This is a genomic window from Pedobacter heparinus DSM 2366 (assembly GCF_000023825.1).
GTDB classification, from domain to species: domain Bacteria; phylum Bacteroidota; class Bacteroidia; order Sphingobacteriales; family Sphingobacteriaceae; genus Pedobacter; species Pedobacter heparinus.
In genome coordinates this window covers 278,782-295,302 of sequence record NC_013061.1, presented here as the reverse complement: position 1 = coordinate 295,302, position 16,521 = coordinate 278,782, and the positions used below count along the sequence as shown (strand labels likewise).

12 protein-coding genes are annotated in these 16,521 nt (G+C 43.2%); 10 read left to right on the top strand and 2 right to left on the bottom strand.

What is annotated here, in order from left to right:
• Positions 1–117: 117 nt before the first annotated feature.
• Together PHEP_RS01255 and PHEP_RS01250 are read right to left on the bottom strand one after the other, a co-directional pair.
• Positions 118–501 (bottom strand): sugar 3,4-ketoisomerase, encoded by a 384-nt coding sequence (locus PHEP_RS01255; RefSeq protein WP_012780430.1) that lies wholly within the window; start codon positions 499–501, stop codon positions 118–120.
• Entirely contained in the window at positions 485–1,492 is a 1,008-nt protein-coding gene (locus PHEP_RS01250; protein WP_012780429.1) for a hypothetical protein, read from the bottom strand. The genes PHEP_RS01255 and PHEP_RS01250 overlap by 17 nt, the downstream gene beginning before the upstream one ends.
• 196 nt (positions 1,493–1,688) lie before the next feature.
• Here PHEP_RS01250 and miaB point away from each other — a divergent pair, with 196 nt between their 5' ends.
• The 10 genes from miaB to PHEP_RS01195 all read left to right on the top strand — a co-directional run bounded on the left by miaB (position 1,689) and on the right by PHEP_RS01195 (position 16,489).
• Complete coding sequence (miaB, locus tag PHEP_RS01240; RefSeq protein ID WP_012780428.1) at positions 1,689–3,146, top strand: tRNA (N6-isopentenyl adenosine(37)-C2)-methylthiotransferase MiaB; 1,458 nt, start codon at positions 1,689–1,691, stop codon at positions 3,144–3,146.
• Between the two features lie 77 nt (positions 3,147–3,223).
• On the top strand, positions 3,224–4,459 hold the full coding sequence (locus PHEP_RS01235; protein WP_012780427.1) for a sigma-54 interaction domain-containing protein: 1,236 nt from the start codon (positions 3,224–3,226) through the stop codon (positions 4,457–4,459).
• A 2-nt stretch (positions 4,460–4,461) separates the two neighbouring features.
• Positions 4,462–4,965 (top strand): LptE family protein, encoded by a 504-nt coding sequence (locus tag PHEP_RS01230; RefSeq protein ID WP_012780426.1) that lies wholly within the window; start codon positions 4,462–4,464, stop codon positions 4,963–4,965.
• 31 nt (positions 4,966–4,996) lie between these two features.
• Entirely contained in the window at positions 4,997–6,103 is a 1,107-nt protein-coding gene (locus PHEP_RS01225) for a hypothetical protein (RefSeq protein WP_012780425.1), read from the top strand.
• A gap of 14 nt (positions 6,104–6,117) precedes the next feature.
• Positions 6,118–6,462, top strand: a complete 345-nt coding sequence (gene secG, locus PHEP_RS01220) for a preprotein translocase subunit SecG (RefSeq protein ID WP_012780424.1) — start codon at positions 6,118–6,120, stop codon at positions 6,460–6,462.
• A gap of 211 nt (positions 6,463–6,673) precedes the next feature.
• Complete coding sequence (locus PHEP_RS01215) at positions 6,674–6,964, top strand: co-chaperone GroES (protein WP_012780423.1); 291 nt, start codon at positions 6,674–6,676, stop codon at positions 6,962–6,964.
• Positions 6,965–7,007: 43 nt separating this feature from the next.
• Positions 7,008–8,651, top strand: a complete 1,644-nt coding sequence (gene groL / locus PHEP_RS01210; protein ID WP_012780422.1) for a chaperonin GroEL — start codon at positions 7,008–7,010, stop codon at positions 8,649–8,651.
• A gap of 311 nt (positions 8,652–8,962) precedes the next feature.
• Positions 8,963–14,746 carry a PKD domain-containing protein gene (locus PHEP_RS01205; protein WP_238326547.1) on the top strand — a complete coding sequence of 1,928 codons (5,784 nt, stop codon included), beginning with the start codon at positions 8,963–8,965 and terminating at the stop codon, positions 14,744–14,746.
• Between the two features lie 2 nt (positions 14,747–14,748).
• Entirely contained in the window at positions 14,749–15,777 is a 1,029-nt protein-coding gene (locus PHEP_RS01200) for a PorP/SprF family type IX secretion system membrane protein (RefSeq protein ID WP_012780420.1), read from the top strand.
• Between the two features lie 55 nt (positions 15,778–15,832).
• Positions 15,833–16,489, top strand: coding sequence for an MgtC/SapB family protein (locus tag PHEP_RS01195; RefSeq protein ID WP_012780419.1), 657 nt, complete (start codon positions 15,833–15,835; stop codon positions 16,487–16,489).
• The last annotated feature ends 32 nt before the right edge of the window (positions 16,490–16,521 follow it).

Genomic DNA, 16,521 nt, shown 5'->3' with positions numbered 1-16,521 from the left:
AAATTCTAAGCTTTTTTTATGCCTAGTTAAAACAGACTGGTTAAACCTTTACCCAGAATGTGCACTGATATGGGTAAGGCCCCCTTTTAGCCTGGTCTTTAATGATGATGATCGTATTCATACTCTGCTGTATTGATAAACATAAGGTGTGCTGATGTAATCATTTGCGTCAAAATATTCTGAAGCCAATACCATTAAAATGGCATCTTCACTGAAATCGTACATGGTATGCCAGTCTTCCGGCCGGATGAGCAGACATTTGTCGGGCGAATCCAGCACAAAAGTGCATTCATCCCGGCCATTGTCGTTATAAATGGTACAATTACCACGAATACAAATGGCGGCCTGTATCGTTTTATGATGGCGGTGGCCACCGCGTTCAGAATCATCCACCCCGTAAATGTAAAAGATCCTTTTGATATCAAAAGGTACAGCCCTTTCGATAACGGTAAGGTTGCCACGCTTATCCGTAAATGTTTTTAAGTTAATTAAAGATGCCATATTGAAAAAAGCGTTTAGAATAATACTGTTTGTAAAAACCTTTGAGGAAGAATACCGCCCAGCGGCCAATCACCCGGTTGATCCATATTCCTTCTTCAGTTCTTTTGTATGCCCTTACATGTTCACCCAATGCTCCGATTGTCTTTTCTGCCTTTAGGAGTGCCAGCACATAAGGTTTGTAAATGTGCCTGATCTGATTTCTGTTCAGGGGATAGATCTCATTGGTTAACCTGTAACTGTTGTTCCAGGTATAGGCAAAGGCGTGATAATGGTAAAAAACGAGGTCAAAATTATTGTTGCTAAAAAACTCTGTCCCGCGTATTTTGCCTGCTACACGTTTAAAGGCATACTGCTGCACATTCCATGGCGCTACTCCACCACCAAGGTGTTTCAGTTCATGCACCCCCTTAAATCTTGCTGTCCAGTCGTCCAGGTATTTCTGATCACCAAATTTATTATCTTCCATTCTGCAAAAACACCATTCCAGACAGGCATCAACCCACCAGTTCAGCGCGGTCATGCCCTCCAGGGTGTTCTTAAAAGTAAGGTATTGTACACAATAGACCCCGCTGGTTGCCGACTGGTCAAAGCATGGGGTAAACCTGTGTTTTGTAATCAGGACTGATTTATCCCCCATTTCATCATATAAAACCTTGGGATTGTTAAAAAACAACAGGTCTGCATCTACATAAGTGCAATGGTCAAGCTGGTAGGTCTCTATACAATACTTGATGGCAGATGAAGAACAGGTCCAGCAGTATTCTGTTGGTGTCCTGCCCATTTTTACAGCCAGCAGTGCTTCATTTTCGAAGTCCTTTAGCGCGATAACACTTGCATGACTTAGCTGAAGTGCCAGAAGTGCATCATAACAATCTTCATCAAACGCAACAATATACAGGTGAAAATCGTCGCAATGCTGCTCCAGTGAATTGTACATGGCCAGACCACGTGATAAATAAGCAGAATTAAATAAAGTGCAAAATTTAAGCATACACCAATAAATTAACCAAGTAAAAACCCTTTTTAATTATTCCTTTTGCTACAAGACAATGCTTTATTAAAAAAGTCCTATACGATTCAGAATTTTTAAAGGACCGGCTCAATTCTATTGTAATTAATATTTCTGCCAATTTGTCATTTATAAATATTATTCCGTATTTTTGAAGCCCCATAAAAGTTTAATATTTATGATTGATTTACAGCTGACAGATAAGAAACACGATGAAGCACGACAAGGAGAGGCTTTGGTTACAGCGGCACCTTTAGTGCGCAATGGCAGGAAGCTGTATATTGAAAGTTACGGTTGCCAGATGAATTTTGCGGACAGTGAAATTGTTGCATCGATTTTATTAGACCAGGGATTTGAAACTACGGGCGACTATAAAGAAGCGGATGTGGTGTTCATTAATACCTGTTCAATCCGGGAAAACGCAGAACAAAGGGTACGCAACAGGCTGTCGCAGTTTGGCGCAGAGAAGCGCAGAAACCCAAAGCTTATTGTTGGGGTACTGGGCTGTATGGCCGAACGCCTGAAATCTAAATTTCTGGAAGAAGAAAAACTGGTGGATGTGGTGGTTGGCCCTGATGCTTACCGCGAACTTCCGCAATTGCTGAATGAAGTTGAAAGCGGTCATAAGGCCATTAATGTCCTTTTATCACGTGAGGAAACTTATGCAGACATCAGTCCGGTCCGCTTGAACGGAAATGGCATTACGGCCTTTATTTCAATTATGCGGGGTTGCGACAACATGTGTTCCTTTTGCGTGGTGCCTTTTACAAGGGGCCGTGAAAGAAGCCGTGACCCACACTCTATACTTGCCGAAGCGCAGGACTTATTTGACCGTGGTTATAAAGAAGTGACTCTGCTGGGACAGAATGTAGACTCTTACAAATGGAAGGGTGCCGCTACTGATGAAAACAGGGAAGCGCAGGAAATTGAAGTGAACTTTGCCCAGCTGCTGGAAAAAGTTGCACTGATCAGTCCTGAACTCCGGGTCAGGTTTTCTACCTCACACCCTAAAGACATTACAGACGAGGTGTTATACACCATTGCCAAATACGAAAACATTTGTAACTATATCCACCTGCCGGTACAATCGGGCAGTACACGGGTACTGGAACTGATGAACCGGACTTATACACGAGAATGGTACATCAACAGGATAGATGCCATCAGACAGATTATACCTGATTGTGCCATTTCTTCGGATATCATTGCCGGATTCTGTACGGAAACAGAAGAAGAACACCAGGAAACACTCAGTATCATGGACTATGTGGGCTATGATTTTGCCTTTACTTTCAGCTATTCGGAAAGACCAGGAACACTGGCCGCCAGAAAACTGGAGGACGATGTTCCTGAAGAAGTAAAAAAACGCAGGCTGGCAGAAATTTTAGCTAAACAACAGGAAACTTCTTTGTTCCGTTTGCAACAATTTGTTGGAAAAACTGTTAAGATTTTGGTAGAAGGTACCTCTAAAAAATCTGACAGGGATTTCTGTGGCAGAAATGATCAGAATGCAATGGTTGTTTTCCCTGCTACTGCAGGAATTAAAGCCGGGCAATATGTAAATGTGCATATTGACCGTTGTACCTCTGCAACACTTCTTGGAACTGTAGTGGTACAAGAAGAGGCAGCAGTTTAATTAACCTCCGTCATTGCTTCGTTGCTGAAGCTTAACACAATGACGGAACAAAAAACAAGGAAGAAAGTATATAATAAATGGATATACAGGACATTAAAAACCGTTTCGGGATTATAGGAGGCTCTCCGCTGCTGAACCGGGCAATAGATATAGCCAGACAGGTTGCACCAACCGATATGTCTGTATTGATTACCGGCGAAAGTGGTAGTGGTAAAGAGGTTTTCTCTCATATTATCCATCAGATGAGCACCCGGAAACATGGGGCATTTATTGCCGTAAACTGCGGTGCCATACCGGAAGGAACCATAGGCTCGGAATTGTTTGGTCATGAAAAAGGTTCTTTTACCGGTGCTCATGAAGCCCGTAAGGGTTATTTTGAGGTGGCCAATGGAGGTACGATCTTTTTAGATGAAGTGGCAGAATTGCCATTAGGCACCCAGGCGCGTTTACTCAGGATATTAGAAAGTGGCGAATACCTGAGGGTAGGATCGTCAAAAGTACAAAAAACAGATGTACGGATCATTGCAGCCACCAACGTAGATGTATACAACAGGGTAAAATCGGGTAAGTTCCGTGAAGACCTTTACTACAGGCTAAACACGGTTCCTTTGCGGATCCCTGCACTGCATGAACGTAAAGAAGACATTTACCTGCTGTTCAGAAAGTTTTCTGCCGACTTTAGCGATAAGTATAGAAGTCCGGGTATACAGCTGGAGCCGGATGCCATACAGATGCTGAGCAATTACAGCTGGCCCGGAAACGTAAGGCAGCTGAAAAATATAGCCGAACAGATCTGCGTGCTTGAAAAAGACCGGAACGTAACCGCAGCAGCCCTGCTGAACTATATCCCTAATGAAAGCGGGAGCAATCTGCCAATGGCGATCAGCAATGGTGGCAGTAAAGATGATTTTTCTGAACGGGATATTCTTTACAAGGTGCTTTTTGACATGAAAAAGGACATGATGGAACTGAAAAAACTGGTTGCTGAAATTATACAAAGCGGGGGCAATACCTCTCATGTGATTGCCGACAATCCACATTACATCAATCAGCTTTACCAGGATGTGGACCAGACAATGAACCATGAGGCGACCCTGACCATTAAAAACCCTTTACAAAACTCCCCCTCAGAATATAACTATACGCAGGATGCAGAGGAAGTTGAAGAATCATTGTCGCTGATCGACAAAGAATCAGACCTGATCAAAAAAGCTTTAAAAAAGCACAAGGGCAAGCGCAAATTTGCTGCACAGGAGCTGGGTATCTCGGAACGTACATTATACAGGAAAATTAAGGAACTGAACTTAAACTAGTGATGAAAAAAGTATTGATACTGTTGCTTTTACCTTTCGTACTTAGCGGGTGTAAAATAGCGCTGAACGGGGCTTCCATTCCGGCAGAGATGAAAACCGTTAACGTCCTTGTTTTTGAAAACAACGCACCTTTGGTTGTCCCTTATTTAAGTTCACAGTTTACAGAGGAGCTGAAAACAAGGATCAGAAACCAGACCAGCCTGAGCATTACACAGAATGATGCCCATGCCGTTTTTTCGGGCAACATTTCGGGTTACTCCATAAGCCCGGTTGCCATACAGGACAACAACGCACCAACAGCAGGTGCCAACAGGCTCAGCATCAGGGTAAATGTAAAGTACACCAATAACCTTAACCCTAAATTGAGTTTTGAGGAGTCTTTTGAACGCTTTAAAGACTTTAAACTACAGGGACAAAGCCTGCAGAGCATAGAACAGGGGCTGATCAAAGACGTAACCGCACAGCTCACTGAAGACATTTTTAACCGTGCATTTGCAAATTGGTAGAATTTGGCGTTTCAATTATTAACTTAGCAACGTGGAGCAGGAATTAGACATTAAACAACAACTGGCAGTATTACTTGCGGCACCTGAAAAGGTAACCCGGGAAAATGAGGCCCTGTTAAAGGATTTAACAGCACGCTATCCTTATTTCCAGCCCCTGCACCTGTTGCTGGCCAAAGCAACACTTGAAGGTCCGGAACAAAACAACAACCTGGCCACCGCAGCCTTATACACCAATGGGCAGCTGCTCTATAATCTGCTTTATGCCCCCGAAGAATTGCTGCAAACCGATCTTCAGCCGGTACCTTTTGTTGACCTGGCAGGTATACAGCCGGAGCCGATTGATGTGGATGTGATTGATGAGGTGCCTGCTGAATCAGAAAATAAATTGAGCAATGCGGACGAACAGGAGGTTTTTGAAGAAATCGGAGAGGTAAACATTAAAGAATTTGGGCAAAATGATACCCCTTTAAAGCCGGAAGATGATTTTGTGATCGAAAACATTGTATCGTCTGATTTCTTTGCTTTCCAGGATAATTTCACTGTAGAAGCCTCTGAAGAAGAAAGCCCGACACCTGTGACGGAACAGCAGACCGCACCGTTAAAACAGGAAGAGCCTGTGGTGATCAGCAAATATGATGATGATCAGCTGCCTTATACTTTTTTATGGTGGCTGGCCAAGACCAGGAAAGAGCATCAGCAGATCTTCCAGCCTTATGCCTCGCCAAAAAAAAAGGAAACTGAGGAGCCTGAGCAACATAACAGGCAACACAGGCCCAGTGAACTGCAACATCAGTATGTAGAACATATATTTCATATACAAAGTCCTTTTGAGGAAGAAGAAGGCTATACCACCGAAGGTTTCAGGAAGCCAACCAAGGGCGCTGAAATTATAGAAAGCTTTATTAAAAATGATCCGCAGATCAGCCCGCCAAAACCGGAGCAGATCGACAATGAGAACAAGGCCAAGAAAAGTGCAGAAGACCATAACGATCTGGTATCTGAAACCTTAGCTAAAATTTATATCGAGCAGATGCTTTATGACAAGGCAATTGAGACCTACGAAAAATTAAGTTTGAAGTTTCCAGAAAAAAGCCGTTACTTTGCCGACCTTATCCAATCTATAGAAAAGAAAATTTAACAACATAACATATTATGCTTTTTTTAATTATTTTATTGATCATTGTTTGTGTTGCTTTAGGGCTGTTTGTTTTGGTACAAAATCCTAAAGGTGGTGGTCTGGCTACCGGTGGTGCGGGCAGCAATATGTTTGGTGTTCAACGTACAGGTGATGTACTGGAAAAAGGCACCTGGGTTTTATTAACTTTAATTGTTGTGATCACCTTATCTATTACCACAATTGCAAAATCGGGAGGTTCATCTACCGGCGGCGCATCAAAAATCCAGGAACACCTGGACAAAACCCCAACACCATCTCCGATAGGAAACAGAACGGCACCAGCTGCTGCTCCTGTTGCTACAGATACCACAAAGAAATAGACCTTAAAGGTTATAGAGAAAAGCCCGGTACAGTGTACCGGGCTTTTTTATGTTCTGCCACTCTGACACAAAAACACTTTAACAAAATCTGTTAGCTGACAATGCAGTGCAAATTTGTCAACCCTAATTGCATTGGCATAAAAACTGATGTAATTACTGACGTACAATACGAATTTAAATTTTAACTTAAAAAATAAATTAATATCAAGTTATGGCTTTAAACCTTAAACCAATTTCAGGTACAGCAAACAGAGTTATTGTTGAACCTGCTGCGGCAGAAGAAAAAACAGCTTCAGGAATCTATATCCCTGACACTGCAAAAGAAAAACCATCAAAAGGAACTGTTGTTTCGGTTTCGGAAGAAGATTCAGAAGGTAAGAAACCAGCAGTTAAAGTGGGCGATGTAGTGCTTTATGGCAAATATGGCGGCACAGAACTTCCTATTGACGGTAAAGACTATTTGATCATGCGCGAAAGCGACATCTACGCTATCGTAGGATAATTGGAGTAACATTTAAACATTAAAACTTAATCACATTTAAGAAATGGCAAAACAAGTAAAATATAATGTAGAAGCCCGCGATGCCCTGAAAAGAGGTGTTGATACGTTGGCCAATGCAGTAAAAGTAACTTTAGGTCCTAAAGGCCGCAACGTAATTATCGATAAAAAATTTGGTTCACCTGCAATTACTAAAGATGGTGTAACTGTAGCAAAAGAAATTGAGTTGAAAGACCCGATTGAAAATATGGGTGCCCAGATGGTTAAAGAAGTAGCTTCTAAAACTGCAGACATTGCAGGTGACGGAACAACTACGGCAACTGTATTGGCACAGGCAATTGTTACTGCTGGCATTAAAAACGTGGCTGCCGGTGCAAATCCAATGGATTTGAAACGTGGTATCGACAAAGCAGTTACTGCCATTGTTGAAAACCTGAAAGCCCAGTCGCAAACTGTAGGTGAAGACAACAACAAGATCAAACAGGTAGCTTCTATTTCAGCTAACAATGATGAGGTTATTGGTGCTTTAATTGCAGAAGCAATGGGCAAAGTTGGTAAAGATGGTGTAATTACTGTTGAAGAAGCAAAAGGTACTGAAACTGAAGTTAAAACAGTTGAAGGTATGCAGTTTGACCGTGGTTACTTATCTCCTTACTTTGTAACCAATGCCGATAAAATGGAAGCGGAATTAGAAAACCCTTACATTTTGATCTATGACAAAAAGATCAGCAACATGAAAGAATTGCTGCCTGTTCTGGAAAAACAAGTTCAGACTGGTAAGCCTTTATTGATCATTGCTGAAGATTTAGACGGTGAGGCCCTGGCTACATTGGTAGTAAACAAAATCCGTGGCTCACTGAAAGTTGTTGCTGTTAAAGCTCCAGGTTTTGGCGACCGCAGAAAAGCTATGCTGGAAGACATTGCTATCTTAACTGGTGGTACTGTTATTTCTGAAGAAAGAGGTTATAAATTAGAAAATGCTGACCTTACTTACTTAGGTACTGCTGAGAAAGTTGTTGTTGATAAAGACAATACTACTGTAATCAACGGTGCTGGTCAGTCGGAAGACATTAAAGCCCGTGTGAACCAGATCAAGGCTCAGATTGAGACCACTACATCTGATTACGACAAAGAAAAGTTACAGGAGCGTTTGGCTAAATTAGCTGGTGGTGTTGCTGTTCTTTATGTTGGTGCTGCTTCTGAAGTAGAGATGAAAGAGAAAAAAGACCGTGTTGATGATGCTTTACATGCAACCCGCGCAGCGGTTGAAGAAGGTATTGTAGCAGGTGGTGGTGTGGCTTTCATCCGTGCTATTGAGGCATTGGAAGGCATGAAAGGATCTAACGATGATGAAACTACTGGTATCCAGATCATTCGTCGTGCTATCGAAGAGCCTTTACGTCAGATCTGCCAGAATGCTGGTATCGAAGGATCTATCGTAGTGCAAAAAGTTAAAGAAGGTAAAGCCGACTTTGGCTACAATGCACGTACCGACGTTTATGAAAACTTAATTGCAGCTGGTGTAATCGATCCGACTAAAGTTGGTCGTGTAGCACTTGAAAACGCAGCTTCAATTGCAGCTATGCTGTTAACAACTGAAGTTGTATTGGCTGACGATCCTGAAGAAGCTCCTGCCGGTGGTGCTGGTATGCCTCCAATGGGCGGCGGCGGCATGGGTGGTATGATGTAAGTTTCACCCCTTCATTGAATATAAAGAAAGTCACAGGAAAATTCCTGTGGCTTTTTTATTTTAGACCGTTTTACTACAATATAATTAATTAGAGCAAAAAATTATTTACTTTTATACAGCATCCTGTATATATGGTAAAACGTTTACTCTTTTTTACATTTGCTCTCCTATTTCTTCAAATATCTGAGGCTTTTTCTCAGATAACGATTGGAACGGTTGACGCTGGACCTTATACACCAGGATCGAGTATTGCGGCAACTTTTAGTATAAATCCGACAACCTGTATCAATCGTGACAATCAGTTTGATTTGGTGTTAGTATCACCTGCAGGAGTAGAACTTAGTACAATTGGAAGTTATACTGGTTTTTATACTACATTTATAAATGGGACAATACCTCAAGGAACATTACCAGGAACAGGTTACAAGCTTAGAATTAAAACGACTAGTCCCGTTCTAACACCTATTGCTGAATCAAATACTTTTGAAATTAAGACAGGTACAGCTATTACTGCCGCGGTAAGTTCAGCACCAGTGATAACCGCCCCTTACATATTTGGTTATTGTCCGGGCAGGCCCAATGCTGTTTTTAACTTCACGAACCAATCCACAGCTACGAGTACGGTAACCGGTACGATTAAAAATGAACTGAGTGGTTCAATTGATGCAAATCTAACTTTCACTACCGCCATACAATCCTTTACTGCTTCATTCGCTCATTATACAGTAAGTATAAAGGCTCAAATGCCCGATGGTACTATTGGGACAAGAGCTTACATGGTTATAAATAATAATGTATTTAACAACTTTTCCACTTCAGGATCAAATGCATTTGTTTGTTTACCTGGAGGTTTTCTCCAGTATGGTGTAGATGTAAACGGTCCAACCGGCATCCAAAATAACTACCCTGGTAATACCTACCAAATAATGTGGGGAGATGGCGTTACAGATACTTATACATTTTGCGATTTAAAATCGGGATCAGTTCAACATGAATATTTGAGATCTTCTTGTGGAAATCCCCCCTATAGTACAGGAGGGGGGACAGTTTATAACGTCTTTGGCATTAACATCTCTGTTGTAAGTCCTTGCGGACAAGTTGGCGGAGCCATATCAACTTATGTTAGAGTTGTTGATAAACCCGTAAATAAATTTTCCCACCCCGCTGCTGCTTGTACGGGCAGGCCAGTAACTTTTGTGAACAACTCGATATTGGGACAAGACCCCGGATCCAATTCACAGGTCTGCAGCAATAATAATGTGACTTACAACTGGTATGTTGACGGACAAATTGTTCTGGCAGGCGTACCAAGATCTACCAATTTAGTTCATACTTTTCCTACCCATGGAGTTCATGATGTAAAATTGGAGTCGGTAACAAGTGGCTCTTGTGAAGGTGCCGCCATAACGCAGCAAATCTGTATTCAGGATCCTCCACAGCCAGCGTTTGATTTCAATGGGGCTCCACAAACAGGATGTGCACCATTTACCATTCAGGCAAGGGACCTCTCTGTTATAGATAACATTTGTAATGCAAACAACGCTTACAACTGGATTGTAAATGGCCCAGCAGGTGTACAAATTACAAATCAAGGAGATAAAAATCCTATTTTCAAGTTTAATAATCCGGGAACCTATACCATCATTCTGGAAATTCAGACTGCATCTTGTGGAACTGTAAGAACACAGATACCACAGCAAATTGTATTGGCAGACGGAGCTCCGGTTGCCACATTATCCGATAATGTAACATTATGTGCCTTAAACACTTTTACCTTTGACAATAATACCGGTCCTACAAGAACCATTCTTACAGGAACACAACAGGACTTGGCTACTACATATACCTGGTCTGTTACGGAAAGCGATGGTAGCGCTCTTGCGCCTGGAGACTTTAGTTTTGAGGGCGGTACTGATTTGCACACCAAATTTCCAATTATTAAATTCAACCAGTTTAAAACCTACAGAATAAAGGTCGTACACGTTAATAGCTGTGGACAAACTGATGATTTCCAACTTATCACTTTCTCTCCTTCACCAGTCCCTAATGTTGTCACCAATGCAAATCCTATCTGTTATGATGGGGTAATTAATCTGCAGGGAAGCATTACTGGTGGGGCATATGCTTCATTTGAATGGGTAGGTAACGGCGGCAGTTTTTCACCTGCAACGGGGAATTTGACAACGACTTATACGCCTAGCATTGCCGAAAGAAATGCTGGTACAACAACAATAATATTAAGAGTAAATACTGGTTTGCAAGGTGCATGTGCAAGGGTTGAATTCCCACTAGTGGTCAACATCCGGCCGAACAACACCGGTACAAATGCAACTCAACAGATCTGTACAGGCAATACTGTTTCCCACACCCCTGCTTCAACTGTCGTCGGCAGTACATATAGTTGGACAGTGAGTAATCCAGATGGAAATGCCACGGGTCAACTTCCTGGATCCGGAACTGCAATTACGGATGTCATTATCAACAATAGTGCTACAGCGAATGCAGTTGTAATCTATACTATTACTCCACTTAGTAACGGCTGCTCCGGTGTGCCATATACTTTCACTGTTACGATAACTCCAAGGCCTGTTCTGACAGCAATAGCTGCCAAGTCAACAATTTGCAGTAATGAATCTTCAGCTATCACATTAAGCTCTAATTTACTAAATACCAGATATACCTGGACAAGTTCCGTTACTGGTAATATTACAGGAAATAACAGTGTAAATACGCAAACAGCAAACAGTATAATCGATGATATACTAATTAATAACAGTACCACCCAAGGTTCAGTAACTTATACCATCACACCATTCTCCGCTACGGGATGCCCAGGTACACCGGTTTCTGTTACCGTAAATGTAGATCCCGCATTAACAGTTGCCAATGCAGGGGCTGATAAAAGTATTTGTGCTACTACCAGCTATACGATGGAAGGAAATACGGCTAATGTTGGCACAGGAACATGGACACCCGTATCAGCCAATGCCTCAGGTGTTACCTTTGCTAATCCCAATAGCCCTACTACAGTGGTTAACGGCCTAAGCCCTGGAAATAGCTATACCTTCAGGTGGACAATTGATGCCACAAGTGCCTGCAGCCCGACATTTGACGAAGTTACCATTACCGTTAACGAACCCACCATACCAGGAACTACAGCTGGAACCCCAACAATAGTTTGCGCCAATAACAATACCGGAACCATTTCCCTGAGTGGAAATATTGGCAATGTGATCAGATGGGAAAGCAGTCTGGATGGCAATACCTGGATCCCGATTGCAGGAAATAATACTACTACGACCTATACCTTTAATAACCTTACCGTTTCTACACAATTTAGGGCTGTTGTTCAAAATGGCGGTTGTACAGTAGAAAATTCTACCGGAACAACCATCACAGTATCCCCCGCATCCACCATTGCAACTGCAGGTGCAGACCAGGTGCTGTGTAATGAGCCGACTGCTACATTGGATGGAAATACTCCTGCTGCAGGTGAAACAGGGGTATGGACACATGCCTCTGGCAGTCCAATTGCAGTCATAACCGATCCTGCTAATCCCAAAACCACTGTAACTGGATTAACACCAGGTCAAACTTATCGTTTCGTATGGACTATAACAGGCAATGCGCCATGCGGGCCAACTTTTGACGACGTTACCATAAGAAACAATCCACCAATTGTCCAGAACATTAGCAGTACCAGTGCTGTGGTTTGTAACGGCCAGGAAGTACTCCTTAATGGCAGTGCACCAACGGGCGGCGATGGAACTAATTACACCTATTCCTGGGAAATTAAAGTAGATACAGGGCCCTGGAATCTTATAAATAATGCAACCGACAAAGACCTGATCATTACCCTCACTACGCCTGGAACGGTCAGCTTCAGGAGAATCGTAACTAGCGGGGGTTGTACTTCTACCAGCAATGAATATTCCATTGTTGTTCAACCCGCAATAACAGGCAATAACATCTCCGCAGACCAAATTATCTGTAGTGGCACTACACCTGCATTACTTACTGGCCCTGCACCAACAGGTGGCGGCGGAACATTTACCTATCAGTGGCAATCCAGTCCGGATGGAACGGTATGGACAAACATTGGGGGTGCCAATGACATAGATTATCAGCCAACAGCCCTTACCACAACCACTTTTTACAGGCGTAATGCCAGCACCCTTGCCTGCGGGTCCCTGCAAGTTCCTAGTAATACAGTTAAAATAACCGTTAACCCGAATGCAAAAGCCGAATTTACCTGGACAAACGACAAGGGTTGTGTTCCTTTTACCCTCCCTGTCACAGTAGTGCATTATGTAGATAGGAATGCGACTTACACTTGGTACGCGAATACTACAGTTATTGGAACCGGCACAACATTCCCTGTTTACACCATTCAGAACAGTAATGAATCAGTGACGATCAGACTGGTGGTAACCAGTAGCCTGGGTTGTTCTCAGGATGAATTCAGTCATGTATTTAGTACCAACCAGGCTGTACCGGCATCATTTACACAAAACACCACCGAAGGCTGCGGACCATTACCTGTAAATTTTGTAAACACTTCTGACCTTACTGCAGGAGCAACATTTTCATGGGATTTTGGCAATGGCACGAGCTCAACGCAAGCCAATCCGGGCACTGTAACCTACCAGGCTGAAGCAACCGGAAAAGACACGACTTATGTGGTAACCTTAACCGCTACTACTTCTTGCGGAAGTAATTCCGTTACTTCAACCGTACTTGTAAAAGCAAAGCCCGTAGCCATATTTTCACCAAGCAGAACAGATGGTTGTTCACCTATGCTTGTCAACTTTACTAATACTTCTCCGGGTGGTGCAGGTACTACTTATTTTTATGATTTCGGCGATGGCAGCCCTGTTATACAGCGACCGGATAAATCTCCTGTACAACATACCTACAATACCACGGTAACCACTACCTTCAGGGCCACGTTAACAGTTGTAAACGAATGTGGTACCGATATCCGTGCGTACAATATCCGTGTTGCTCCGCAAAACATTACGCCTGAACTGGTAGTTGATGCCAATGAAAAAGAAGGCTGCGCACCACATACCGTCAATTTTGACAACAACTCTATTGGTGCATCCCGGTTTACATTTGATTTTGGCGATGGCAGTCCAATCCAGACTGTGCTAACCACCGGCAGGGTTCCCCATGTGTATACTATGCCAGGCACATTCACCATCACAATGACCGCCTACAACAGTTGCTCAGAAATCTCTACTACAGAAACCGTTACTGTTCTGCCCCAGCCAATTGCTGATTTCGATGCAGTAAACAAATTAGGTTGTACCGGCCTTGCCGTTAAATTTACAAACAACACTCAAAACGGGGTTAGCTATCTATGGGATTTTGGAGACGGTTCTCCAACTTCTACAGAAGTTGAACCAACCCATGTCTATACCGGCAGCCAGGAATACTATACCGTGACGCTTACAGCTGTAAACAACCTGGGCTGCCCAATGACGGTTACCAAAACCAACTTCATCCACATCGTACAACCTCCTGTTGCCGCCTTTAATGTCAACCCTTCTACCCTGATCAGCATTCCGGATTATACCTTTAATTTCGAAGATCAGAGTACCAATACCCCTACCATCTGGGAATGGGATTTTGGCGATGGCACCAGTTCGGCACTAAGAAACCCGAGCCATACCTACCTGGATACAGGCACCTATAAAGTGACACTCAAGGTAACCAACCAGCAGGGCTGCTTTACCACTACTTTTAAAAATGTAACCATTAAAGGTGTTCCGGGCTATTTATTTGTACCTAATTCTTTTATACCGGGCGATACACGTCCGGAGCTGCGGGAGTTCCGCGCCAAAGGATCGGGAATCGCTAACTGGCGCTTCAGCATCTTTAACAAATGGGGGCAACTGTTATGGGAAACAACCAAGCTGGAAGAAGGCCGGCCTGCCGAAGGCTGGGATGGCACATTTAAAGGGCAACCTATGCCTCAGGGAGTTTACTTCTGGAAAATAGATGTGCAAATGATCAATGGAACAGAATGGAAAGGCATGACCTACGACAAATCTGTACCTAAACGAACAGGACCAATACATTTAATCAGATAGCTATGCGCGGGAGAAAAAGACCTATAATTGTGTTGTTAATCATGCTGGTAAGCCTTGGGGCTTTAGGACAGGACCACATCTATTCCCAGTTTTTTAATGCGCCTATTTACCTGAACCCCTCATTAACCGGGCAGTTTGAAGGCGATATCAGGATGAACCTCATTTACAGAAACCAGTGGACTGGACTGAGTGGCGATCTGTCGTACATTACCGCTTCGGCCGACCTCAACATCTCTAAGTTTGCAGGCGGTGTAGGCCTCATGTTTACCCGCAGCAGCGAGGGAACCGCTTATCTGGTTAAAAATAATGCTGCCGCTACTTATTCCTACAGCGTAGGCGGCGACGATTTCGTAGCCTCATTTGGTATACAGGCCGGCTTTACCAACAGGCAGATCGATTGGAGCAAGCTCGTATTTGCCGACCAGATTGACATGCGCCTGGGCTATATTCCCGGAAGTGTATCCGCAGCACAGCCCCCTGATCAGGACAGTAAATTCTTTTTTGATGCCGCCGCTGGTACCAATATCGTATTCAGGAATTTAATGGTCGGCCTTGCCGTTCACCACATCAACAAGCCCGATGAGTCTTTTAGCGGTACAGTGGCCAAACTACCCATGCGGATCACTGCAAATGCCAGTTATAAGATTCCCCTAAGTCCCTATTACGATTATAACCAGGATGAAGGTGCTTCTCTTATCCCTTCTGTGGTTTACTATAAACAGGCCAGTTCAAGCTCTATCAGCGCAGGCGCCCAGTTCAAATACAGAGGCTTAAATACCGGCCTCTGGTACCGTAGTGCCAGCCAGGGTGGGCCGGATGCCATTGTAGTTTCCCTCATATTCGACCTCTTTAAAGGCAACAGGAATGGCGAAAAGCTAAGACTGGGCATAAGCCATGATGCCACTACCTCAAAAATCAACTATACCAATACCAGTGGTACTACTGAAGCCAGCATTGGCTACGAAAAATATTTCCCCAACAGTTCCGGTTATAACAAATTTAACGGCCTCAGGTGTTACGATTTCTATTGATGACCGAATAACAATCCAAAGGAAATCTTTGTTATATTAGATCATTTAAACAGTTATGGAGAACATTCTTGACAGCAACCACTTCCTTACACAAAGTGAGGTAAACAAGTTTTTAATGGCTACCCTGCTTTGTGGCCTTATTGGCGCAGAACGGGAATTCCGAAGCAAACAGGCGGGGTTAAAAACCATGATCATGATTGGCCTGGGTTCTACTCTTTTTACCATCCTGTCCATTAAAATAGGTTTAAGCAGTCACGACCGCATCGCTTCCAATATTGTTACCGGAATTGGTTTTCTGGGTGCCGGTGTTATCTTTAAAGAGGACAACCAGGTCAAAGGCCTTACTACCGCCTGCGTCATCTGGATAGTTGCCGCCATTGGTATGGCCATAGGTTCGGGCTTTTATGAACAGGCCGTAGGCGTAACACTGGTTGTACTGCTCGCTTTACTCATCTTCCCTTTTCTGGAAGAAATGGCCGAACGCCGCTTCACCAAAAGGATATACCGCATTGTAAAACGCTATGAAGGCGAAAGTCTGGAAAAGTATGAAGAAGACATCAAGACCTCTAAGCTAAAGCTATCCCGGGGAAAACAAGAACTCGCAAACGGCATCATTAGCGGTACATGGATCGCCATTGGCAGTCCCAAAAACCATAAAACCTTTGTAGACCGAATGCTTCAGGACAAAAATATCATTGCTTTTGATTTTTAGTCGGCACCACTTAAGCAACATATAAACAATAT